This is a genomic window from Phytopseudomonas daroniae (assembly GCF_004327275.1).
Taxonomy (GTDB): Bacteria; Pseudomonadota; Gammaproteobacteria; order Pseudomonadales; family Pseudomonadaceae; genus Aquipseudomonas; species Aquipseudomonas daroniae.
The window spans coordinates 101,250-123,255 of record NZ_QJUJ01000010.1 but is presented as its reverse complement, the minus strand read 5'-3'; the positions used below and the strand labels follow the sequence as shown (position 1 = coordinate 123,255).

Below are 22,006 nucleotides of genomic sequence, written 5' to 3'. Positions count from 1 at the left end.
TCGTTCTGAGGGTGCCTGTGTTCGGATTGAGCGGTTTCGAGGGCATTCGCGACGTTTGCAATACACGACAAGCATGGCGAAACTATTGCGCTCAAGGAGAACCATCTCTGATTCATAAAAGGAAACTTCGACATGCGCTTGCTGATTGCCCTGATCCTGCCGTGGCTGACATTTTTCACCATCGGTCGACCGATTGCAGGAATCATCTGCCTGATTCTTCAGATAACGCTGATTGGCTGGCTACCGGCGACGATATGGGCGGTGTATGCCTTGAGCCAATACAATACTGACAAGAAGATCGAAAAGGCCTTTGGCCAAAGAAATTGATCGCTGATGCGAGTGCTCAGCCTCTATTGAAGAGGCTGTTACACGAGCAGGAAATAGAGTAGCCAAAGCCGTGGAACTGAACGTTTCGCGGCTTTTTTGTTGCCTGCCATCCCTGGCAGCAACCCTGCGGGCCGTCGCGGAGCGACGTCAAAAATTGCTCCCGGCCATTTTTTGTTGGCGCAGGCAGGACACGTAGTTGTCTGTCGAAATGATCAGGATGCGCCTGTGGTGGTGGATGTGCTGATGTAGGGTAGTGAACCCTCTGGTTTATTTTGGAGAAACTCGTGAGCGCAGATGATTCATCCCCAACTCGCTTGGCCGCCCGCCTTGGTGAAACGCTGCTGGCGCAAGGTGCCCAGGTAACCACTGCCGAGTCCTGCACGGGCGGTGGGATTGCCGAAGCGATTACCCGCATTCCCGGCAGCTCGGCCTGGTTCGAAGCGGGTTTCGTTACCTACTCCAATGCCCAGAAAACTCGCCAGTTGGGCGTGCCCGAGGCGCTTTTCAGCACGGTGGGCGCGGTCAGTCGTGAGGTGGTCGAGGCCATGGTGCGTGGCGCCCAGATGCAGAGTGGTGCGCGCTATGCCACGGCGGTCAGCGGTGTGGCCGGCCCCGATGGCGGCAGCGCGGAAAAACCGGTCGGTACGGTGTGGATTGCCTGGGGGGATGGTGACCGCGTGTTCAGCAGGCGTTTCCAGTTTGCCGGCTCGCGTGACGCCGTGCGTCTGCAGACCGTGGAGGCGGCGCTGCATGGATTGTTGCGACTGCTGGCACAAGAAAATCCATCGGCGGGGTAGGCGAGTGACGAACCCTGTGGAATAATACTGTCTACTTATACAGTTATTGGCCGTCAGGCCCTTCTGATCACGTGAGGAATGTAATGGACGAGAATAAGAAGCGCGCGTTGGCGGCTGCACTGGGCCAGATCGAGAAACAGTTCGGCAAGGGCGCGGTCATGCGCATGGGCGATCATGATCGTCAGGCGATTCCCGCTATTTCCACCGGCTCTCTGGGCCTGGATATCGCGCTGGGCATTGGTGGCCTGCCGAAAGGTCGGATCGTCGAAATCTACGGTCCGGAATCCTCGGGCAAGACCACGCTGACCCTTTCGGTGATCGCCGAAGCGCAGCGCATGGGCGCCACCTGCGCCTTCGTCGATGCCGAGCACGCGCTGGATCCGGATTACGCTGGCAAGCTGGGCGTCAACGTCGACGACCTGCTGGTTTCGCAGCCTGATACCGGTGAGCAGGCTCTGGAAATCACCGACATGCTGGTGCGCTCCAACGCCATCGACGTGATCATCGTCGACTCCGTGGCAGCTCTGGTGCCCAAAGCGGAAATCGAAGGTGAAATGGGCGACATGCACGTCGGCCTGCAGGCTCGTCTGATGTCCCAGGCGCTGCGCAAGATCACCGGCAACATCAAGAACGCCAACTGCCTGGTGATCTTCATCAACCAGATCCGTATGAAGATCGGCGTGATGTTCGGCAGCCCGGAAACCACTACCGGCGGTAACGCCCTGAAGTTCTACGCTTCGGTTCGTCTCGACATCCGTCGTACCGGCGCTGTGAAGGAAGGCGATGAGGTAGTCGGCAGCGAAACCCGCGTCAAAGTAGTGAAGAACAAGGTGGCACCGCCTTTCCGTCAGGCCGAGTTCCAGATTCTCTACGGCAAGGGCATCTACCGTAACGGCGAGATCATCGATCTGGGCGTACAGCAGGGCTTGGTCGAGAAGTCGGGTGCCTGGTACAGCTATCAGGGCAACAAGATCGGTCAGGGCAAGGCCAACGCGGCCAAGTACCTGGAAGACAACCCGGAAGTGGGGCGTGCCATCGAAGGTCTGATCCGCGAGAAGTTGCTCGTTGTCAGCCCTACGGTCAAAGCCAATTCGGGTGCTGAAGTCGACGCTGAAGTCGACCTCTGATTCCAGTTAGTGGCCGTGATACTGGATAACCTGCAAGCGGTGCGCCATACCGCCATGGATTTGTTGGCGCGCCGCGAGCATGGCCGTGTCGAGCTGTCGCGCAAGCTGCGTCAGCGCGGGGCCAGTGATGAGCACATCGAGGCCGCCCTCGATCGCTTGAGCGAAGAAGGGCTGCTGTCCGAAGCACGTTATCTGGAAAGCTTCATCAGTTATCGGGCGCGCTCGGGTTTCGGCCCGCAGCGTATCCGTGACGATCTGTCCCAGCGTGGCCTGGCCCGTGCCGATATCGAACAGGCGCTGCGCGACAGCGGCATCGATTGGCGCGAAGGCCTGCAGGAAACCTGGCAACGCAAGTTTGCCGGGCAGTTACCGTCGGATGCTCGTGAGCGGGCCAGGCAGATGCGTTTTCTGGTTTATCGCGGATACCCAATGGATCTGGTCGGGCAGTTGATGCGCGGCGCCCTGGCGGACGACTGACCAGCCCCTTCTGCACCCTTCTTCGAAGTCACGCTCGCGCAGCGAATGATTCGGGGCGCGCTACAACCACCGTTTCGCACTCAAGCTCGCCAGTACCGTGGCTGATTGATCACGTCGAGCAATTCACGCAAACGCCCGGCACTACGTCCGCTGAACGCGAAGACTAGCCTTGGCAGGTCGCGCAATTTCGGCCCATCCGTTTCCATACTGCCACTAGGCTGCTGCTGGATGTCGCCGCTTTTGCACAGATCACTGAAGTGCAGATTCAGGTACTCGAGCGCTTCGGCCGTCAGGGCATGCTGCATACGAATCACGAACTGATCCTTCAGCCAGCGGCTGGAGTGGAAGTTGGCGTAGAAACGGGCGATTTCCTCGGCTGCCTCCTCGACGTCATAAACCAGGCGCATCAGATTCATGTCACTGGCGAGGATGTAGCCATTGCTGTCGAGGTTCTGCTGGATGTAGTCGAGCAGTCCCTGCCAGAACGTGCCGCCGGGCTCGTCGAGCAGAATCACCGGTACCAGCGGACTCTTGCCGGTCTGGATCAGCGTGATGACTTCCAAGGCTTCATCCAGGGTACCGAAGCCACCGGGGCAGAGCACCAGGGCGTCGGCTTCCTTGACGAAGAACAGCTTGCGCAAAAAGAAGAAGTGGAACGACAGCAGGTTATCGCTCCCCTTCATGGTCGCGTTGGCCGATTGCTCGAAGGGCAGGGTGATGTTGAAGCCCAGGCTATTGTCATGGCCCGCTCCCTCATGAGCCGCCGCCATGATGCCGCCACCAGCCCCCGTGATCACCATCAGATCATGGCGCGCCAGCGTGGCGCCCAGATCGCGTGCCAACGCGTAAACCGGGTGACCGGGTTGCGTACGGGCCGAGCCGAACACGGTGACCTTGCGGCGGTGCCTGAAGCGTTCCAGCACACTGAAGGCACGCTCCAGCTCGCGCAGAGTCTGCAACATGATCTTGGCGTCCCAGCGATTGCGGTCGGCCTGGGCCATGCGCGCCACGGTCGCGAGCATTTCCCGGTAAAGCGCGAGGTTGGGGCTGTTCGCTGGCGTTATCTGGGCGGCCAGCTCATCGAGGCTGTCCGCCAGTTCCGTGCCGGTGGTTTGCAGATGACGGGGACGGTGGGCGTTCGCATGATCATCCATTGCGCTTCTCCTTTTGCGTCAACGCGCCCTTGGTTACCTGCGGCGGGGGCTTCAAACCGTCTCGCTGTGTGCTTGGCTTACAGCCGGCAATCAGCCTTGCCGAACCGTTCAGTGGTGACTGGACGATTGCTCTGGATCTCACTGAATTCATAGCGAAGTACCGCGCCACTGACCAGCAGCTTTCGAAACCCCGGGTTGCTGCACACGCTATTGGTCAACTGCGCGCGCACGGTGTCCGGGTTGCCACGCATCTGCGAGGCGTGCCCTGGGCGGACGCTCAGGTGATTGATCAACTCGTTGCCTTCGACGGTGTAGCCCTGATCGAGGATATCTTCGTTGATGGCGCGTGGTGTGCCGACACTGCTTTCGCGCGCTACTTTTTCCAGCGTTTGCGTCAGCTCATGGCCTTTTAGCGAGGCAGCGTGCGCCGTCGGCAAAAACAGGCTGATGAGGAGGACGGAAAGGGCGAAACGCTGCATGGGCTGACTCCTGAAGACGGTGAGCGGTTATAGACCCGGTTCGTCTCTTTATGTTCGTTTTGGCGAAAGGCATCGACGGGCAGTGGGGATGTTACCAACCCCGGGCGTTGCATGGAGATTACCAGCGGCGAAACGGGAACAGACCCTCGAGCAATTGATAGACTACGCGCCCTTCGTTGCACGACCCCCTGGCGGCTATGTCCTTTTCTTTCGTCTGTCTAACGTCTCCGGCCTGGCAAGGCGCACGTTCATGAGCCACGCCGTTGCCGCACTGCGCGCCGCGCGCCTGGCCCGCAGCGTCAAGCCATTCCTGGCTAGAGGTTCGCGGGCCGAGCGCTGCCCGGCTTGTCGCCTGGCCCGCAGTCATTGCCTATGCGCCTGGCGCCCACTGGTGTCGGCGAACGCTGGGGTGTGCCTGCTGATGCACGACGTCGAGGCGTTGAAGCCAAGCAACACCGGCTGGCTGATTGCCGATGTGGTGGAGGATACCTCGGCCTTCGGCTGGTCGCGTACCGAGGTCGATCCGTTACTGCCCGCGTTGCTGGGCGAGCCCCAGTGGCAACCGTACCTGGTATTTCCCGGCGAATACGCCGAGGCGCAGCGCGTGGTGACTTCCGTGGAGGTAGGCGCGGGCAAGCGGCCGCTGTTCGTGATGCTCGATGCGACCTGGACACAGGCACGCAAGATGTTTCGCAAGAGCCCGTACCTGGATCAGTTACCGGTGCTCAGCCTGCAGCCGGAGGCGCTGTCACGCTACCGATTGCGACGCTCCAAGCGCGATGATCACCTGTGCACTGCCGAAGTCGCGGCGCTATGTCTGGAACTGGCTGGTGATGAGCGCGCCGCCGATGCGTTGAATGCCTATCTCGATGTATTCAGTGAGCATTACCTGGCTTCCAAGGCGCCGCGCGCCGTGAACCTGGAAAATGAGCTGCACCAGCGTCTCAAGGCCTTTCTGTAATTAATGGCGGTTTTGGCCAGAGCTGGGCCAGCAGCATACCGCCGAACATCAGTGCACAACCGAAATAGCCCCGCGCTGACAGGGATTCGCCCAGCAGCAGGGCACCGGCGATGGCGGCGAACACCGCCTCCAGGGAGAGGATGATCGCGGCGTGGGAGGCGATGGCGTGTTTCTGCGCCACCACCTGCAAGGTGAAGCCCACCGCGACGCCAAATATGCCGCCATAGAGAATCGCTGGCAGGGCCTGGACGATGTCGGCATCCGGCAGGTCTTCGAAGACCAGGGCCAGCGCCAGGCTGATGAGTGCGCAGGTGACGAATTGCACCAGCGCCAGCAGTAGCGCATCGTGACGTGCGGCGAAGACACCCACCAGCAGTACATGCACGCCCCAGACGAACGCGCCGGCCAGTTGCAGCCAGTCACCGGAGGCGACCTGAAAGCCCTCACCGACGCTCAGCAGGAACATGCCGACCACGGCCAGCGAGGCCCCCAGCCAGATGCCCATTCCGGTCTTGTGGCCCAGTAGCAGCCCGAGCAGTGGCACCACGATCACGTACAGGCCAGTGATGAAGCCCGAGTTGGTGACACTGGTGAACAGCAGGCCGACCTGCTGCAGATTGATGCCCAGCGCCAGAACCGCGCCCATCAGGCAACCGCCGAGCAGCAATGGGCGGCTCAAAGGCGAAGCAGGTTGCGTGCTGTGCCGGCGTAGCAGCATCAGCAGCGGTAACAGCACGATGATGGCCAGAGCGAAGCGCAGGCCGCTGTAGAGAAACGGGCCGATGGCATCCATCCCCAGGCGCTGGGCGACGAACGAAGACCCCCAGATCATGGCGGTCAGCAACATCAGCAGATCGGCGCGCAGCGCTTGGTTGGGCATCATCGGGCTCCTGGCGAGAAGGGCGCAGACTTTGCCGCAAAGCTTCGTGCTTGACCACCCCGCCCGCGCTGGGCATTCTGGTGGGTGCCGTACGCCACGCTGTAATCTGCGATACGGCCTGCCTATAAAAAGAACAGGATCTGCCATGGTCGCTTACGAAATCCTGATAGCTGATGATCACCCCCTGTTTCGCAGCGCGCTGCAACAGGCCCTGACAATGGGCCTCGGGGCTGGCGTGCGACTGGTCGAAGTGGCCAGCATCGCCGAACTTGAAGCCCGGCTGGCCGAAAAGACCGATTGGGATCTGGTGCTGCTCGACCTCAATATGCCCGGAGCCTATGGATTTTCCGGGCTGGTGCTGCTGCGTGGGCAATACCCGCAGATTCCCGTGATGATGATCTCTGCCCAGGAAGAGGCCGCCGTTGTGGTGCGCTCCCGTGAGTTCGGTGCCAGTGGTTTCATTCCCAAGTCCAGCTCGCTGGAAGTGATCCAGCAGGCCGTGCGCCAGGTGCTCGACGGCGAGGTCTGGTGGCCGCCGCAGAGCGAGGAAGCCATCAGCCTGTCTGCCGAGGCGAAGGCCGCCAGTGCCGGCCTGGCCAGCCTGACGCCGCAGCAGTTCCGTGTACTGACCATGGTCTGTGAAGGGTTGCTGAACAAGCAGATCGCATACGAACTGAGCGTTTCCGAGGCCACGGTAAAAGCCCATGTAACGGCGATCTTCCGCAAGCTTGGCGTGCGCACTCGTACCCAGGCGGCGTTGCTGCTGCAGCAGTTGGAGTCCGTGCCGGCCGCCTGATGGTGGTCTTTGGCAACCGATTGTGCGGGATTTTTTTCGGCCTCTGGCGTACCCTGCCGGCCTTTTCCGTCTCGCGGTTCGCTGTCTATGTCGCCATTCAAAGGACAAACCGGGTTCAAGCGCATTCTCAACGCCGCCGGCTATTCGCTGGATGGTCTGCGTGCCGCATTCGTTGGCGAAGCGGCGTTCCGCCAGTTGGTGTTGCTCAACGTTGTGCTGATCCCCCTGGCGCTGCTGCTCGACGTCAGCCGGGGCGAGCGTGCCGTGATGGTTGCCGTTTGCCTGCTGGCGCTGATCGTCGAGTTGCTCAACTCAGCCGTCGAGGCAGCCATCGACCGCATCTCCCTCGACCTGCACCCATTGTCCAAGAGCGCCAAGGACATGGGCAGCGCCGCCCAGCTGGTATCGCTGACGCTGATCGCCAGCGTTTGGGGCCTTGTTCTGTTGGGCTAGGGTCTGTTGCCGTTTCACGCACGGCCGCGCCGGAGCCCGTTTTGCCGCGAGGCAAGGCACGAGCCGCGAAGTTTAGTGGGCTAAATGAGCCGGCGAGAAACGCAGCATCGCGGCAAAACGGGCCCGGCCCTGCGGGTTGCGCGGGAAATCTCGCCATGCGTCGTTGGAGGACTTGAAAAGGGAATGCCATTCCCTGCGTCCTCCGCCTAGCCTGGCGAGATTTCTCGCGGCAACGCGGCTCGCGTTGAAACGGCAACAGACCCTAGCGTACTTCTGGTAGTACGATCTCATCGCTACGGTGGATACCTGCCGTCAGCGCGCGGCACATGTCGAGGAACTCGCGCATGGCAGCGGTCTGGTACTTCTGCCGATGCCAGATGAAATAGAATTGTCGGCGCAGATCGAGATCCGGAGTTTCCACTGGCACCAGGCTGCCGCGACGGAAGGCGTCGCGCAGTGCCAGGCGCGAGATGCAGCTGATGCCCAGGCCGGACTCCACGGCGCGCTTGATCGCCTCGGTATGCTCAAGCTCCAGGCGAATGTTCAGGGCGTCTGAGTGGTGACGCATGGCCTGATCGAATGTCAGGCGAGTGCCGGAACCCTGTTCGCGAAGAATCCAGGCCTCGCCGCTGAGTTCCCTGATGCCGGCGTGGCCTCGCTGGGCAAGGGGGTGCTGGGGGGCGCAGAAGACCACCAGCTCGTCTTCCACCCAGCTCTGCACCTCGATATCCGGGTGATTGCAGTCGCCTTCGATTAGACCCAGGTCAATTTCGTAATGCGCGACCTGCTGCACGATATGCGCGGTGTTCTGCACGTGCAGTTTTACCTGGCTTTCGGGGTGCACCTTCATGAAACCGCCGATCAGCAGGGTCGCCAGGTAATTGCCGATGGTCAGAGTCGCGCCCACTGCCAGCGAGCCGAAGCCTGATTTGCCGTTGAGCAGGTCTTCGATTTCCTTGGCTTGATCCAGCAGCGCGACCGCCTGGGGCAGCAGCTGGCGACCCAGGGCGTTGAGGCTCAGGCGCTTGCCGGCACGGTCGAACAACTGGCAGCTCGATTGCCGTTCCAGCTCGGTAATCGAGGTGCTGGCTGCCGATTGAGACAGGGCGAGGAGGGTAGCGGCTCTGGATACGCTCTCCTGCTGGGCGACGGCGACGAATACTTGGAGCTGACGGAGAGTAAATCGCATATCTATATAACCGATAACCTATATCTTGATAATTCATTTAACAGATATTGTGGCCGCGATTAGAATGCCGCGCAATTGCGCTTAAGAATCAGCGCGTCTGAAGTTTTTAGGAGCCCGTACATGAGCAACATGAACCACGAACGCGTTCTCAGTGTTCACCACTGGAATGACACGCTGTTCAGCTTCAAGTGTACCCGCGATCCGGGCCTGCGCTTCGAGAATGGCCAGTTCGTGATGATCGGCCTGCAGCAGGAAAGCGGTCGTCCGCTCATGCGCGCCTATTCCATTGCCAGCCCCAACTGGGAAGAGCATCTGGAGTTCTTCAGCATCAAGGTACCGGACGGCCCGCTGACCTCGCAATTGCAGCACCTCAAGGAAGGTGACGAAGTCATCATCAGCAAGAAGCCCACCGGCACGCTGGTACTGGATGACCTGAACCCAGGCAAGCACCTGTACCTGCTCAGCACCGGTACCGGCTTGGCACCGTTCATGAGTGTGATTCAGGATCCGGAAACCTACGAGCGTTTCGAGAAGGTGATCCTGGTTCACGGTGTACGCTACGTCAACGAAGTGGCTTACCGTGAGTTCATCACCGAGCACCTGCCGCAGAACGAATTCTTCGGCGACGCGCTGAAGGAAAAGCTGATCTATTACCCCACCGTGACCCGTGAACCGTTCGAGAATCAGGGCCGCCTGACCGACCTGATGCGTAGCGGCAAGCTGTTCGCGGACATCGGCCTGCCGCCGATCAACCCGCAGGACGACCGCGCGATGATCTGCGGTAGCCCGAGCATGCTCGATGAAACCAGCGAAGTACTCGACAGCTTCGGCCTGAAAATCTCCGCCCGTATGCGTGAGCCGGGTGACTATCTGATCGAGCGCGCTTTCGTCGAGAAGTGAGTTAGGAGCAGCTACGCGTCGGCCCTGCGGCGTTGAAAGCAAACTCAACAAGCCGCTTGCGGCTAACGCGCTTCAGCGCGGCCCGTAGGGCGAGTGAAGCGAGTAATGCTCACGTACAAAAGTACAGTCGCCCGCGACCCCGGCCGCTTTTTCGTTTGCTTTTGTGGGGGCGCCTAGCCCTTGCATGGCTCTAGCTCGCAAGCTCCTCGATTCAGTGTCTAAAAATCCGGAGCGCCTAAAGGCGTTCCGGATTTTTTATGCCTCTAATATTTAATTTGAGCACAAAAAACGGGAGCCTTGGCTCCCGTTCTTGTCTGCTGCTGATCTTTACTCTTCCATCTGCGACTGCAGGTAGTTCTGCAGGCCGACGGCCTGGATCAGGCTGAGCTGGGTTTCCAGCCAGTCGATGTGTTCTTCCTCGGATTCGAGGATGTCTTCGAGCAGTTCGCGGCTGGCATAGTCGCCAACGCTCTCGCAGTAGGCGATGGCTTCCTTCAGGTCGATGTGCGCCTTGTGTTCGATCTTCAGGTCGCATTCGAGCATTTCCTGCGTGTTCTCGCCGATCAGAATCTTGCCCAGGTCTTGCAGGTTGGGCAGGCCTTCAAGGAACAGGATGCGCTTGATGAGTTTGTCCGCGTGCTTCATCTCGTCGATGGACTCGTGGTACTCGTGCTTGCCCAGTTTGGTCAGGCCCCAATCCTCGTACATGCGGGCGTGCAAGAAGTATTGATTGATCGCGACCAGCTCGTTGCCGAGGATCTTGTTCAAATGCTGGATGACTTTCTTGTCGCCTTTCATGTGTGCTGTCCACCTTGCCTGGAATTGAGTAACCGATAGGGAATTCTGGGCTTGCAAAATAAGACTGTCAAACGTAAGTTATTGAAATATAAGTAAAAATAAATATAAATGAGAGTGTTTAAGTTGTGCGTCTTGGCGCTAACTCATTGAATTTCAGGCATAAAAAAACCGGATGCGAGATCCGGTTCTTTAAAAAATGCGATATTCAGGCTGCGACAAAATTTCCTGGGTAGGCCATTACTGCCTGACTTTGTTGCATTTCGCCCAGCGTTTGGCGAACCACCTGCTTGGCCAGGCATGCGCATTTACCGCATTGGCTGGCAACACTCAGGGTTTCACGAACTTCACGGTAGCTGCAGCAACCTTCATAGATTGCTTCGCGGATCTGACCGTCGGTGACACCTTCGCAAAGGCAGACGTACATGGCTTGGCCCGTCGCTTGGCTGAGACTGATGGCGAAGGATACTAATGTTAATGAGAATGCGTGTCAAAGATAAATTGGGTCTTGATTGGCGGAAGATCGCAACTTTGGATGAGCGGTAATCTGCCTGATCGGTCAGCTCGTTCGAGATGCTGCAGCACTAGTGCTCGGTAGCGCTTTCTCGCAGATCGTATCTCGATAAAAAATGGTCGGGAGCCATTTTTAACGTCGCTTGCGACGGCCTGAAGGGTGGCCGCCAGGGATGGCAGGCCATAAAAAAACCGGCTCGCGAGCCGGTTTTTATTCACAGGGCAGGGCTCAGTCAATCTGCGTGCACAGCCCTTCATCCAGGCCGAGCATGATATTGAGGTTCTGCACCGCGGCACCCGAAGCGCCTTTGCCGAGGTTATCGAGCTTGGCCACCAGCAGGGCCTGCTTGCCATTGCCGGCACCGTACACTTGCAGCTCGGCGCGATTGCTGCCGTTCAGGCCATGGGGCGTGATGAACGGTGCCGAATCGGCGGGAATTTCGTTGTAAGGCAGAACCTGCACGAACTGCTCGCCCTGGTAATAGTCGTTCAGGGCTTTTTGCAGCTCGATGCCGTTGCTGCCTTGCAGCGGAATCATCACCAGCATGCCCTGATCGTAGCTGCCGACCGCCGGCTGGAAGATGGGGCGTGCCTGCAGGCCACTCCAGTGCTGGATTTCCGGAATGTGCTTGTGATCGAAACCCAGGCCATAAGCGGCGTAGACCGGCGCGTCGTCCTGCTGGTAGCGCTCGACCATCTTGGTACCGCCACCGGTGTAGCCGGATACGGCGTTGATGCATAGCTCGCGATCCGAGCTCAGCAGACCGGCGTCGATCAGCGGGCGTAGCAACAGGATGGCACCGGTGGCATAGCAGCCCGGGTTGCTCACGGCGCTGGCCTTGGCAATGGCTTCGCGTTGGCCCTTGGCCAGCTCGGCCATACCGAATACCCAGTCATTGGCGGTACGGTGCGCTGAGCTGGCGTCCAGCACCCGGCAGCCGACTTCGCGGGCCTGAATGGCGGTTTCCTTGGCGGCATCGTCCGGCAGGCACAGCACGGTGACGTCTACCGAGCGCATCAGTTCGAGCTTGGCGTCTGCGTCGCGGCGTTTGTCGTGGTCGATGGTGACCACTTCGATCTGCGGATGGCTGGCCAGCCGCTGGCGAATCTGCAGGCCCGTGGTGCCGGCCTGTCCGTCGATGAAGATCTGATATTTTTTCATGGCATTCACTCGTCGAAATCTTCCCAGCCGCCCATTTCCTTCCAGCGATTGACGATGCCGCAGAACAGCTCCGCGGTCTTCTCGGTGTCGTAGCGGGCGGAGTGGGCTTCACGGCCGTCGAACTCGATGCCGGCGGCCTGGCACGCCTTGGCCAGTACGGTCTGGCCATAGGCGAGGCCGGCGAGGCTGGCAGTGTCGAAGCTGGAGAAGGGGTGAAAGGGATTGCGCTTGAGGTCACAGCGAGCGACCGCGGCGTTGAGAAAGCCCAGGTCGAAGCTGCTGTTGTGGCCGACCAGAATGGCGCGCTTGCAGCCATTGGCCTTCAGGGATTTGCGCAGGCCGCGGAAAATCTCGTTCAGCGCATGCTCTTCGCTCACCGCCATGCGCAGCGGGTGATCGAGCTTGATGCCGGTGAACTCCAGTGCCGCCTGTTCGATATTGGCGCCTTCGAACGGCTCGACACGGAAGAAATGCGTGTGATCCGGGTACAGGTAGCCGCTCTCGTCCATGCCGATGGTGGTGGCTGCGATTTCCAGCAGGGCATCGGTGGCGCTGTTGAAACCGCCGGTCTCGACATCCACTACCACGGGCAGGTAGCCACGAAAGCGCGCTGCCATGGGATGGCGCGGGCCGCTGCTGCTCGGCTGTTCCTGTTCGTCTTCGTACTGTTCTTCGCTCATTGACCAGCCTCCAGCAGGCGCCAGCGCAGCGATTCGCCGGCGCGCAAGGGGATTACCGTCTGCTCGCCGAAAGGCAGGCTGGCCGGTGCGTTCCACGATTCACGCACCAGAGTGATGGTGTCGGTGTTGCGTGGTAAACCGTAGAAATCCGGGCCGAAGTGGCTGGCGAAGGCTTCCAGCTTGTCCAGCGCGCCGCGCTGTTCGAAGGCCTCGGCATACAGCTCGATGGCCGCATAAGCGGTGTAGCAACCGGCGCAGCCGCAGGCGTTTTCCTTGGCATGGCGGGCATGGGGAGCGGAATCGGTGCCCAGGAAGAACTTCGGATTGCCGCTGGTGGCCGCGTCGAGCAGCGCTTCCTGGTGCGTGTTGCGCTTGAGGATCGGCAGGCAATAGAAATGCGGACGAATGCCGCCGACCAGCATGTGGTTGCGGTTGTACAAGAGGTGCTGGACGGTGATGGTGGCACCGACGTTGGCGGGCGCCTCCCTGACGAACTGGACAGCGTCGCCGGTGGTGATATGTTCGAACACCACTTTCAGGGTCGGGAAACGCTCGACCAGGCGGCGCATATGTTCGTCGATGAACGCCTTCTCGCGATCGAAAACGTCGACATCGGCGCGAGTGACCTCACCATGTACCAGCAGCGGCATGCCGGTTTCCGCCAGTGCTTCCAGGGCGCCGGTGATGTTGTCCAGGCTGGTTACGCCGGAATCGGAGTTGGTGGTCGCGCCCGCCGGGTACATCTTGGCCGCGTGGACGAAGCCACTGGCCTTGGCAGCGCGGATATCTTCACCCGTGGTACGGTCGGTGAGGTACAGCACCATCAACGGCTCGAACTGGCTGTCGGCCGGCCGCGCGGCGAGGATGCGCTGGCGATAGCCATCAGCCTCGGTGGCGTTGCGCACCGGCGGCACCAGGTTGGGCATGATGATCGCGCGGGCGAAGGTACGGGCGACATCGGCGACGGTGTGCGGCAGTACCGCGCCGTCGCGCAGATGAATGTGCCAGTCGTCAGGACGCAGCAGGGTGATGCGGTCGGTCATTGAGGCTTCCAGGCGGGGGCGAAACATGCTCGGAATGCTACCGGAAAAGGTTGGCGGGGGCACGCCGCAGATAGGCTATCGCGTAGCTCAAGTTTTTCCCGTGGTCACCGATACCCACAGGGAACGTTGTGTTTTCTTGTGGAGCTCGCTGTGCGTCAGCCTCTTTTCCTCATCGTCGGATTGCTCGCCGGCGCAGGCTTGAGTCTGCCTGCGGCCGCGATCAGTTTCCAGACTCGCCTGGAAAAGGTCGAATGGCAGGTAGCCGGCGACCAGTTCGAGTGCCGCCTGACGCAGCCGATCACCGATTTCGGCTCGGGCGAGTTCGTGCGCCGCGCTGGCGAACAGGCGACATTCCGCTTGCAGGCGAGGGAGCGCTGGCTAGGCAGCGGCTCGGCGACCCTGCTGGCAGCAGCCGCGCCGTGGCAGCCGGGGCGCGGTGATATCAACCTCGGTGTGGTCAGTGTCGGTAACGGCGAAATGCCGTTCAACAGCAGCCAGGAACAGGCCGGGCGCCTGCTTGCCGGGTTGCTGGAAGGGCGTAGCCCGCTGGTTCGCCACCGTACCTCGATGGGCAGTGAGAGTCTCGAAGTGCGGCTGTTACCGGTGCGCTTCCGCAAGGCCTATGACGATTACCTGAACTGTACGGCCAAGCTGCTGCCGGTCAACTTCGATCAGGTGCGCCAGTCCAACATCGGCTTTCCGGGCGGTGGTGTAGAGCTCGACCCCATGGCCAAGGCCAAGCTGGAAATCATCCTCGATTTCATGAAGGCCGACCCCGAAGTCAACCGTATCGAGCTGGATGGTCACTCCGACAGCAGCGGCAACCGTCTGACCAACCGTGACCTGTCCCGCCGCCGTGCTGTGGCGGTGATGGAGTACCTCAAGGCCCAGGGCGTGCCGGAAGAACGCATCGTCATGCGCTTCCATGGTGAGCGTTATCCCCTGGTGCCAAACACTACGGCTGCCAATCGCAACAAGAATCGACGGGTCTCGGTACGCCTGGAGAAAGTGCCCGAAACGCCCGTGCAGCCCACCGAGCAGGCGACACCTGCAGTAACTGCGGAGCCGGCGGCCACCTCCTGATCCTGTCGCCTTGACGCCATCGCCTGTCGCACCCCTGTAAATCGCGGCCCATGGGCAGTAGAATCACGGGTTTTCGAACAACCCGTGGAGTGGATGGCATGGCGGACGTCAAAAAGGTAGTTCTGGCCTATTCCGGTGGCCTGGACACCTCGGTGATCCTCAAGTGGCTGCAAGATACCTATAACTGTGAAGTGGTGACCTTCACCGCCGATCTCGGTCAGGGCGAAGAGGTCGAGCCGGCCCGCGCCAAGGCCCAGGCCATGGGCGTCAAGGAAATCTACATCGATGACCTGCGCGAAGAGTTCGTCCGCGATTTCGTCTACCCGATGTTCCGCGCCAACACCGTTTACGAAGGTGAGTACCTGCTGGGTACTTCCATCGCCCGTCCGCTGATCGCCAAGCGCCTGATCGAGATCGCCAACGAGACTGGCGCCGACGCCATCTCCCACGGCGCTACCGGCAAGGGCAACGACCAGGTTCGCTTCGAACTCGGCGCCTATGCGCTCAAGCCCGGTGTGAAAGTGATCGCGCCGTGGCGCGAGTGGGATCTGCTGTCCCGCGAGAAGCTGATGGATTACGCCGAGAAGCATGCGATCCCGATCGAGCGTCACGGCAAGAAGAAGTCGCCGTACTCCATGGATGCCAACCTGCTGCACATCTCCTACGAAGGCGGCGTGCTGGAAGACACCTGGACCGAGCATGAAGAAGACATGTGGCGTTGGACCAAGTCGCCTGAAGCGGCTCCGGATACTCCGACCTACATCGAGCTGACCTACCAGGCCGGTGACATCGTCGCCATCGATGGCAAGGCGCTGAGCCCGGCTAGCGTACTGGCTGAACTGAACCGTATCGGTGGCGAGAACGGCATCGGTCGTCTGGACATCGTCGAGAACCGTTTCGTCGGCATGAAGTCCCGTGGCTGCTACGAAACCCCCGGCGGCACCATCATGCTCAAGGGCCACCGCGCCATCGAGTCGATCACCCTCGACCGTGAAGTCGCGCACCTGAAAGACGAGCTGATGCCGAAGTACGCCAGCCTGATCTACAACGGTTTCTGGTGGAGCCCGGAGCGTCTGATGCTGCAACAGATGATCGACGCATCCCAGGCCAACGTGAACGGTGTGGTACGTCTGAAACTGTATAAAGGCAACGTCATCGTCGTTGGCCGCAAGTCGGATGACTCGCTGTTCGATGCCAACATCGCCACCTTCGAAGAGGACGGCGGTGCCTACAACCAGCAGGACGCAGCGGGCTTCATCAAGCTCAACGCCCTGCGCATGCGCATCGCGGCCAACAAAGGCCGTCAGCTGCTGTAACGGCAAGCATCCCAATCCGCGCCGGAGTCCTGCACTCGCAAGTGCTCCGGTGTGCGATTTCTCCAGCAACATCCACACGACTCGCCACCTTTATCCCCATAGCGATCCTGCTCCAGGGCGGTCGATGCGCGGGCGTGATAATCGTTGGGCGGAGGGATGCAGGGGAGGCGAGGGAGGGTGGGTAAGCTGGAGTTCGCACCGAGCCAGGCTCTCACCCAGCCTTCGGTGCGGGGAGGCTCAGGCCTTGCGGGACAGTGGTTGCTGTTCGAAATTGACGCCTGCCAGGCCGGTGCTTATCAGGGCGCGGATATTGGCGTGGTCGCTGCCCTCGGGGGTGGCCAGCACGCTGCGGTAATGTTCGCCAAAGCACTGCAAGGCCTCCTGATCGCTCAGGCCTTCGAGCAAGGCCAGGCCCAGGGTTTTGCACGAACCTTCGTTCTGCCCGGCGGCGTTGCTGACTTCGCCGTTGCGGAAGGCGCTGGGCTGATAGCCGTAATGTTCGGCGATAAAGGCCAGTGTCTCGGCAAAGGCGAAGTGCTCGCCGCTGAGGCGGGCGCGGAAGTCGTTCAGGTGGCTCATGCTGTTCCTTTGGGGTTCTTGGTGTTGAAGGCAGCCTGCTGTTCAGCGCTGGCCTCGGTCTGGTACTTGGCCTTCCACTCGGCGTAAGGCATGCCATACACCTCTTCGCGGGCCTGATCCGGTGTGACGGCGATGTTGAGGTCGTCGGCGGCGGCCTTGTACCACTTGGACAGACAGTTACGGCAGAAGCCGGCAAGGTTCATCAGGTCGATGTTCTGTACGTCCGGTCGTTCGCGCAGGTGCTGAACCAGGCGGCGATAGGCGGCGGCTTCCAGTTCGAGGCGTTCTTGATCGGTCATGGCGATTCTCTCTGGAGGGAATGGCGGCGATGATAAAAGCCGGCGGGCGGGTCGGCAACCGGGCCGCCTTGCGGTTCCAGTAGATCAGCGGTGGCCGGCGAGGGTAATGGATACCGACTCGGCAAAACGCAGGGCATGGGGTTTGTCGACCTCCACTTCAGCGTAGCGCACCGCTTCGTGAGCCATGACCAGGTCGAGAATTTCCTGGGTCAGACGCTCCAGCAGGGCGAAGCGATTGCCTTCGACATGGCCGATGATGGCCTTGGTGATGGTGCGGTAGTTGAGGGCGTGATCGATGTCGTTGTCACGCACCGCATCGACGGCCGGATAAAGGATGGTCAGGTTGATCAGCACGTCCTGCTTGTTGTTGATCTCTTCTTCCTTGATACCGATGAAAGTGCGCAGGCGCAGATCCTTGACGCGGATGCGCGCCATGCCGGGTTCCAGTCTGGGCATCGTTACTTGCTCCGTCCGATCAGTTGCAGGAATTCGTGGCGGGTATTGTAGGACTCACGGAAGGCGCCGAGCATTACCGAGGTGCTCATCACCGAGTTCTGTTTCTCCACGCCGCGCATCATCATGCACATGTGCTGGGCCTCGATCACCACGGCCACGCCAGCGGCCTGGGTGACTTCCTCGATGGCGCTGGCGATCTGCCGGGTGAGGTTTTCCTGAATCTGCAGGCGGCGGGCGTACATGTCGACGATGCGAGCGATCTTCGACAGGCCCAGCACCTTGCCGGTGGGAATGTACGCCACATGTGCCTTGCCAATGAAGGGCAGCAGGTGGTGTTCGCACAACGAGTAGAGCTCGACGTCCTTGACGATCACCATCTCGTCGCTGTCGGAGCTGAACAGCGCGCCGTTGACCACTTCTTCAAGGGTCTTGTCGTAGCCGTTGCACAGGTACTGCATGGCCTTGGCTGCACGCTTGGGGGTATCCAGCAAGCCTTCGCGTTCGGGGTTCTCACCGATACCGAGGAGGATTTCGCGGTAATGATTGGGCAGTAATGGGTTCATCTTCATTGTCCTCGCGGCGCCTCACTTGAGATGGCGGCCGCCGTTCACGGTCAGGGTGGTGCCGGTGATGTATGGGGTGTCCAGCAGGTAGCGCAGGCTCTGATAGATCACATGGGGGCCGGGCTCGAAGCCCAGTGCTGATTTGTTCAGGGCCCTGGTTCGGTATTCGGCGTCGTCGTCCGGATTGAACATCAGCAGGGCCGGAGCGATGCCGTTGACCTTGATAGCAGGTGCAAAGCGTGCGGCAAAGGACAGGGTGAGGCTGTCCAGCCCGGCCTTGCTGGCACAATAGGCCGGTCGATTGCCGCTGCCCTTGCGCACCACGTCATCGCTGATGTGGATGATGTCCGCCTGTTCGCTACGCTGTAGCAGCGCTGCGCAGTGCAGGTTGATCAGGTAGGGCGCGAGCATGTGCACGGTGAACAGCCGCTGAAAGGCCGCGGCTTCTTCGCCCGGCGTTTCGGCGAACCAGGCCGAGGCGTTGTGCACGATAGCGCGTAGAGCATCGGTATGGCTCTGTAGCTGTTCTATAAAGGCAAGAATACTGGCTTCGCTGGTGAAATCGGCGTGCAAGGTCAGCACGCCGCGCTCACGCAATTTCTCCAGCTCAGGCTTTTCGCTGCGGTAGGTGACGATCAGCGGATGGCCGTCATCGAGTAGCCGTTCGGCGCAATACAGGCCGACACGCTGGCTGGCGCCGGTGATCAGGATCGGGGCGTTGCTGACGCTCATGGGCAAAATTGGCCGAGAGTGGACGGGAAGGCGCCGCTATGGAGGTCGGTGGCCCTGGCTGTGCAAAGTTATAGCAGCCACGGAAGCTGTACAACCCTTCGTACAGTGTGGGAAAGCGAGACGCCACGGCCCCCGGCGGGCCATGGCGGTGCCAGCTCAGCGGCTGGTGGAGGGGCTTATGCGGCGCAGCAGGCCGACGGGGCGGCTGCCTTGTAGCCAAGGCGCGAGCAAGCGGGTGACCAGGGGAATGAACAGGTAGGTCATCAGCGGCGTCAGGGCCAGGGTGCTGAGCAGCACGCGGGTTATCAGCGGAACGTCCGCCAGCAGGTTGCCGAACAGCAGATTGAAGCCCAGCGACACCGGGAAGAAGGCCAGCCAGATGGCGATGGTCTGCTTCCAGCGCGGTGGCTGTCGGTGGCCGCTGCCGAACCAGGCATCGATACCCAGAGCGCGTTGTTCATGGGGCTGGGCGAATAGACCTTTACCGCGGCTTAGCCAGGCGCGGCGCGAGGCGGAATGCTCCCAGGCGGCCATGGTGTGCTCGTCGGTGAAGCGAAAAACCATCTGGAATTCGTCGTCGCCCGGTGGCGGGGCCAGAACGCCGGAGCCGAGATAGCCGGGGAAATCGGTAGCCAGTTGCTCGCCTTCACGCAGCCAGGCGATGAAATCGTGATAGCACTCGTTGGCAACGCGGCGCGCCACCATGAGGGTGACCGGTTCGGTAGACATCGTGTATCTCCTGCTGAGCACTTGGCCAGGGTAGGGCCAGGTGGATAGCGCGGCTCGGGGTGGTGAACCGCGTCTTGAACGCAGCAAGGATTATTCCTGTTTTGTGCAAATTATCCAGCGATGTTGTGCACACCTGCCGAAAGGTGGCTCGGTACCGCCATTTACAAGGGCTTCGAGGCTTTACCGTTTGTCGATAACCGCCGTTCAGGTTCCTGGAGCAAGCGGCTTCGATCCAGGCGTGCCCCGTTTCGGGGAGTCGGTGCACTGTGAGACGCCAGCATGATGCTTCCTGTTCTTTGTATAGGATTTGTACAACTAAAATGAAAGGCACCCCTAGCTGGAGTAGACTTATGAAATTCTGACCCTGCAGCGGTTTTTTCTATGTCCGATCTGGTTGGTCGCGCACCATTCAATTCCAACGCTTTCAAGGAAGAAGAGCTGTTCCCGATCCGTGAGGTGGCGCGGTTGACTGGTGTGAACCCTGTGACGCTACGTGCCTGGGAGCGGCGCTATGGGCTGATCCAGCCGGTACGTACCGATAGCGGTCATCGTTTGTACTCCTCCGTGGACGTCGAAACGGTACGTAGCATTCTGGCCTGGATCGAGCGTGGTGTTCCGGTCAGCAAGGTCGGCCGAATTCTTGCCCGGCATGGTGCGAGCGAAACCAGTAGTGCACCCATCTACGAGTCGGCCACTTCGGGTGAGTGGGCGCAGTGGCAGAGCCGCTTGCTGGAAGCCGTGCAGGCTTACGATGAAGCCGAACTGGATCGGGTCTACGGCCAGGTGTTTTCCAGCTACCCGCTTTCGGTGATCTTCCAGGACATCATCATGCCGCTCTGGCAGCGGCTGTTGCTGCGCTATGGCCGGCCCGGATACGGCAGCGAGTGGTTGTTCTTCGACACCTTTCTGCGTGGTCGCGTATTGCAGCGGCTGCATAACCTGCGGGATCAACCCGGCGGGCGTCTTTTGCTGGTTGCGCTGCCTGGCCGTTGTCGGGAGCTGGAATTGCTGGTGACCGGCCTGCTGTTGAATCCGATCGATGCTGCGGTTCACGTGCTCGGCATCGGTCAGGCACTGGAGGAGTTGCCCCAGGTGTGCAGCAAGATGCGGCCTCTGGCGGTGGTGGTGTTTTCCAACCAGGCGCCGCTGACGGATACACCGCAAGCTCTGGAGCGCCTGGCGCTGACGCTCGAGTGCCCGTTGGCACTCGTGGGCGAGGGCGCTGATCTGCTCGAGGAAAGTTTCCGTGGCTCGCCTGTCGCTTGCCTGGGCAGTGAGGGCCGCATGATACGGCGGCGATTACGGCAATTTCTGGCTGGCCGCCTCGATACCTGAGGCGGGGTACCTCAGAAACGGTGAAACTGGGGATACAGGCTGCGATGCTGCTGATACAGGTAGCGCTGCAGGCGTTCGCCGTTGTCTTCGTCCAGCGCCAGTTCATACGCCAGCAGGCCATCGTCGGTCATGCGCACCAGGCTACCTTGCAGGGTAATGGGTGCTTGCTCATCGACGTCCAGATCCAGGCTGAAACGGTCAGGCGGCGTGGCTCCTGCCGTTTGCGCCACCAGCAGGCCGCTCAGCGATAGCTCATGAACCCACAGGCTGCCCGGCTGGCCATTGCGCGCCAGCAAGGGGCGCGGCGGGTCGAGCGGCAGACGCCATGCGCGGTCGAAGGCGCCCTCTTCGAAAATCTGCGGCACCCCCAGTTCCAGATGCGGGGTGTTCTGATCGTCGGTAACCAGATGAGGCGTGAACGACAGGCGCTGATTGGCGATGTGCGCCTCGATGGTCAGTTGCTCCTGGGCGGCACAGCTGGCGAGAAGCTCGGCGGTTTGCCGCCCGGCATCGACCTGCAGGCCCGGATCGGCCTCGACCAGGGCAGGACTGTTTTCAGTAAGCTGTTGTATGAATTCCAGTTCCAGGGCGGTTAAGAGCGACGACTCTTGCATGGCGGCTTTCTGCGCGAGCTAGGGACGCACTTATGACAACGGATCGACCGTTTCGTTACCGTTACGTTCGTCGCTTCAATTCGGCCAGTTCGGTTTGCAAGGCTTCCACCTCGGCTTCCAGCTTCTTCACCCGTTCCTGATTGTGCACGTGCTCGCTGACGTCCTTCTGGATGCCGATGAAGTAGGTCAGTTGGTCGACCTCGTTGAATACGGGGGTGATCGACAATTCGTTCCAGAAGACGCTGCCGTCCTTGCGGTAATTGCGAATCACCTGGCGGCAGGATTGCTGAGTACGCACGGCTTCACGAATGAGCGTCAGGGTTGGCTGATCGCGATCATCGGCCTGGAGAAAGCGGCAATCCTGATAGAGGATTTCCTCGTTGCTGTAGCCAGTGAGGGCTTCGAATGCCGGGTTGGCGTAAATGAGGATGTTGTCCTCTCCTTCCTGTTCGGCGACCACGATGCCGTCGTTCGAGGCCTCGACCACCAATTGCAGCAGTTTGGCGTTGATCATCTGATACAGACCCTAACTATTTTCGCCAGTCTATCAGAGGCCCGTTCGGCTGC

General features: G+C 60.5%; 28 protein-coding genes. 11 read left to right on the top strand and 17 right to left on the bottom strand.

The annotated features are described in order from the left end of the window. Positions 1–132 precede the first annotated feature (132 nt). The 4 genes from DNK10_RS20915 (at position 133) to recX (ending at position 2,728) form a co-directional block, all read left to right on the top strand. Entirely contained in the window at positions 133–327 is a 195-nt protein-coding gene (locus DNK10_RS20915) for a YqaE/Pmp3 family membrane protein (RefSeq protein ID WP_131182092.1), read from the top strand. Positions 328–611: 284 nt separating this feature from the next. After that, positions 612–1,124: a CinA family protein gene (locus tag DNK10_RS20910; protein WP_131182093.1), complete on the top strand. Its 513-nt coding sequence runs from the start codon at positions 612–614 to the stop codon at positions 1,122–1,124. An 83-nt stretch (positions 1,125–1,207) separates the two neighbouring features. Beyond that, complete coding sequence (recA, locus tag DNK10_RS20905) at positions 1,208–2,251, top strand: recombinase RecA (RefSeq protein WP_131182094.1); 1,044 nt, start codon at positions 1,208–1,210, stop codon at positions 2,249–2,251. Between the two features lie 9 nt (positions 2,252–2,260). Further along, positions 2,261–2,728 (top strand): recombination regulator RecX, encoded by a 468-nt coding sequence (recX, locus tag DNK10_RS20900; protein WP_131192869.1) that lies wholly within the window; start codon positions 2,261–2,263, stop codon positions 2,726–2,728. Between the two features lie 80 nt (positions 2,729–2,808). On the opposite strand, the gene DNK10_RS20895 is transcribed toward recX, so the two are convergent. Then, complete coding sequence (locus DNK10_RS20895) at positions 2,809–3,882, bottom strand: LOG family protein (protein ID WP_131182096.1); 1,074 nt, start codon at positions 3,880–3,882, stop codon at positions 2,809–2,811. A 77-nt stretch (positions 3,883–3,959) separates the two neighbouring features. Next, positions 3,960–4,361: a quorum-sensing-regulated virulence factor family protein gene (locus DNK10_RS20890; protein ID WP_131182097.1), complete on the bottom strand. Its 402-nt coding sequence runs from the start codon at positions 4,359–4,361 to the stop codon at positions 3,960–3,962. A gap of 250 nt (positions 4,362–4,611) precedes the next feature. Between DNK10_RS20890 and DNK10_RS20885 the strand changes: the two genes are divergently transcribed. After that, a complete protein-coding gene (locus tag DNK10_RS20885; RefSeq protein WP_131182098.1) occupies positions 4,612–5,322 on the top strand; it encodes a tRNA-uridine aminocarboxypropyltransferase in 711 nt (236 codons plus the stop codon). On the opposite strand, the gene DNK10_RS20880 is transcribed toward DNK10_RS20885, so the two are convergent. Continuing rightward, positions 5,306–6,202: a DMT family transporter gene (locus DNK10_RS20880; RefSeq protein WP_131192868.1), complete on the bottom strand. Its 897-nt coding sequence runs from the start codon at positions 6,200–6,202 to the stop codon at positions 5,306–5,308. The two genes, DNK10_RS20885 and DNK10_RS20880, sit on opposite strands and share 17 nt — an antisense overlap. Positions 6,203–6,347: 145 nt before the next feature. Here DNK10_RS20880 and erdR point away from each other — a divergent pair, with 145 nt between their 5' ends. Both erdR and DNK10_RS20870 read left to right on the top strand, forming a co-directional pair. After that, the gene (gene erdR, locus DNK10_RS20875; RefSeq protein ID WP_131182100.1) at positions 6,348–6,998 is read left to right on the top strand and encodes a response regulator transcription factor ErdR; all 651 of its coding nucleotides are present in this window, start codon (positions 6,348–6,350) and stop codon (positions 6,996–6,998) included. An 87-nt stretch (positions 6,999–7,085) separates the two neighbouring features. Continuing rightward, a complete protein-coding gene (locus DNK10_RS20870) occupies positions 7,086–7,451 on the top strand; it encodes a diacylglycerol kinase (RefSeq protein ID WP_131182101.1) in 366 nt (121 codons plus the stop codon). A gap of 262 nt (positions 7,452–7,713) precedes the next feature. Here DNK10_RS20870 and DNK10_RS20865 read toward each other — a convergent pair whose 3' ends face one another. Further along, positions 7,714–8,640, bottom strand: coding sequence for a LysR family transcriptional regulator (locus DNK10_RS20865; RefSeq protein WP_131182102.1), 927 nt, complete (start codon positions 8,638–8,640; stop codon positions 7,714–7,716). A 120-nt stretch (positions 8,641–8,760) separates the two neighbouring features. Here DNK10_RS20865 and fpr point away from each other — a divergent pair, with 120 nt between their 5' ends. Further along, complete coding sequence (fpr, locus tag DNK10_RS20860) at positions 8,761–9,540, top strand: ferredoxin-NADP reductase (RefSeq protein ID WP_070883857.1); 780 nt, start codon at positions 8,761–8,763, stop codon at positions 9,538–9,540. A 327-nt stretch (positions 9,541–9,867) separates the two neighbouring features. Here fpr and bfr read toward each other — a convergent pair whose 3' ends face one another. The 5 genes from bfr to pyrC form a co-directional block, all read right to left on the bottom strand. Continuing rightward, positions 9,868–10,338: a bacterioferritin gene (gene bfr, locus DNK10_RS20855; protein ID WP_131182499.1), complete on the bottom strand. Its 471-nt coding sequence runs from the start codon at positions 10,336–10,338 to the stop codon at positions 9,868–9,870. A 205-nt stretch (positions 10,339–10,543) separates the two neighbouring features. Beyond that, the gene (locus DNK10_RS20850; protein ID WP_131182500.1) at positions 10,544–10,762 is read right to left on the bottom strand and encodes a bacterioferritin-associated ferredoxin; all 219 of its coding nucleotides are present in this window, start codon (positions 10,760–10,762) and stop codon (positions 10,544–10,546) included. Positions 10,763–11,077: 315 nt separating this feature from the next. Next, the gene (argC, locus tag DNK10_RS20845) at positions 11,078–12,010 is read right to left on the bottom strand and encodes an N-acetyl-gamma-glutamyl-phosphate reductase (RefSeq protein WP_131192867.1); all 933 of its coding nucleotides are present in this window, start codon (positions 12,008–12,010) and stop codon (positions 11,078–11,080) included. A 5-nt stretch (positions 12,011–12,015) separates the two neighbouring features. Further along, a complete protein-coding gene (gene rnt / locus DNK10_RS20840) occupies positions 12,016–12,690 on the bottom strand; it encodes a ribonuclease T (protein ID WP_131192866.1) in 675 nt (224 codons plus the stop codon). Next, positions 12,687–13,733 carry a dihydroorotase gene (gene pyrC / locus DNK10_RS20835; protein ID WP_131192865.1) on the bottom strand — a complete coding sequence of 349 codons (1,047 nt, stop codon included), beginning with the start codon at positions 13,731–13,733 and terminating at the stop codon, positions 12,687–12,689. Before pyrC ends, rnt begins: the two co-directional genes overlap by 4 nt. 150 nt (positions 13,734–13,883) lie before the next feature. Between pyrC and DNK10_RS20830 the strand changes: the two genes are divergently transcribed. Both DNK10_RS20830 and DNK10_RS20825 read left to right on the top strand, forming a co-directional pair. Continuing rightward, positions 13,884–14,816: a flagellar protein MotY gene (locus DNK10_RS20830; protein ID WP_131182504.1), complete on the top strand. Its 933-nt coding sequence runs from the start codon at positions 13,884–13,886 to the stop codon at positions 14,814–14,816. A 98-nt stretch (positions 14,817–14,914) separates the two neighbouring features. Beyond that, positions 14,915–16,132: an argininosuccinate synthase gene (locus DNK10_RS20825; protein ID WP_131192864.1), complete on the top strand. Its 1,218-nt coding sequence runs from the start codon at positions 14,915–14,917 to the stop codon at positions 16,130–16,132. 237 nt (positions 16,133–16,369) lie between these two features. Here the strand turns inward: DNK10_RS20825 and DNK10_RS20820 are convergent, their stop codons facing one another. The 6 genes from DNK10_RS20820 to DNK10_RS20795 all read right to left on the bottom strand — a co-directional run bounded on the left by DNK10_RS20820 (position 16,370) and on the right by DNK10_RS20795 (position 19,490). Further along, positions 16,370–16,711 carry a HopJ type III effector protein gene (locus DNK10_RS20820; protein ID WP_131182506.1) on the bottom strand — a complete coding sequence of 114 codons (342 nt, stop codon included), beginning with the start codon at positions 16,709–16,711 and terminating at the stop codon, positions 16,370–16,372. Beyond that, positions 16,708–17,010, bottom strand: coding sequence for a DUF1244 domain-containing protein (locus DNK10_RS20815; protein ID WP_131182507.1), 303 nt, complete (start codon positions 17,008–17,010; stop codon positions 16,708–16,710). The genes DNK10_RS20820 and DNK10_RS20815 overlap by 4 nt, the downstream gene beginning before the upstream one ends. An 84-nt stretch (positions 17,011–17,094) precedes the next feature. Continuing rightward, the gene (gene folX, locus DNK10_RS20810; protein ID WP_131182508.1) at positions 17,095–17,466 is read right to left on the bottom strand and encodes a dihydroneopterin triphosphate 2'-epimerase; all 372 of its coding nucleotides are present in this window, start codon (positions 17,464–17,466) and stop codon (positions 17,095–17,097) included. Between the two features lie 2 nt (positions 17,467–17,468). Continuing rightward, a complete protein-coding gene (folE, locus tag DNK10_RS20805) occupies positions 17,469–18,029 on the bottom strand; it encodes a GTP cyclohydrolase I FolE (RefSeq protein WP_131182509.1) in 561 nt (186 codons plus the stop codon). A 21-nt stretch (positions 18,030–18,050) separates the two neighbouring features. Further along, the gene (gene folM / locus DNK10_RS20800; RefSeq protein WP_131182510.1) at positions 18,051–18,761 is read right to left on the bottom strand and encodes a dihydromonapterin reductase; all 711 of its coding nucleotides are present in this window, start codon (positions 18,759–18,761) and stop codon (positions 18,051–18,053) included. Positions 18,762–18,917: 156 nt separating this feature from the next. Beyond that, complete coding sequence (locus DNK10_RS20795; protein ID WP_131182511.1) at positions 18,918–19,490, bottom strand: antibiotic biosynthesis monooxygenase; 573 nt, start codon at positions 19,488–19,490, stop codon at positions 18,918–18,920. A 381-nt stretch (positions 19,491–19,871) separates the two neighbouring features. Between DNK10_RS20795 and DNK10_RS20790 the strand changes: the two genes are divergently transcribed. Continuing rightward, on the top strand, positions 19,872–20,825 hold the full coding sequence (locus tag DNK10_RS20790) for a MerR family transcriptional regulator (RefSeq protein WP_131182512.1): 954 nt from the start codon (positions 19,872–19,874) through the stop codon (positions 20,823–20,825). An 11-nt stretch (positions 20,826–20,836) separates the two neighbouring features. Here the strand turns inward: DNK10_RS20790 and DNK10_RS20785 are convergent, their stop codons facing one another. Together DNK10_RS20785 and DNK10_RS20780 are read right to left on the bottom strand one after the other, a co-directional pair. Further along, entirely contained in the window at positions 20,837–21,439 is a 603-nt protein-coding gene (locus tag DNK10_RS20785) for a PilZ domain-containing protein (protein ID WP_131192863.1), read from the bottom strand. 61 nt (positions 21,440–21,500) lie between these two features. Next, positions 21,501–21,953: a PAS domain-containing protein gene (locus DNK10_RS20780; RefSeq protein ID WP_131192862.1), complete on the bottom strand. Its 453-nt coding sequence runs from the start codon at positions 21,951–21,953 to the stop codon at positions 21,501–21,503. Positions 21,954–22,006 lie beyond the last annotated feature (53 nt).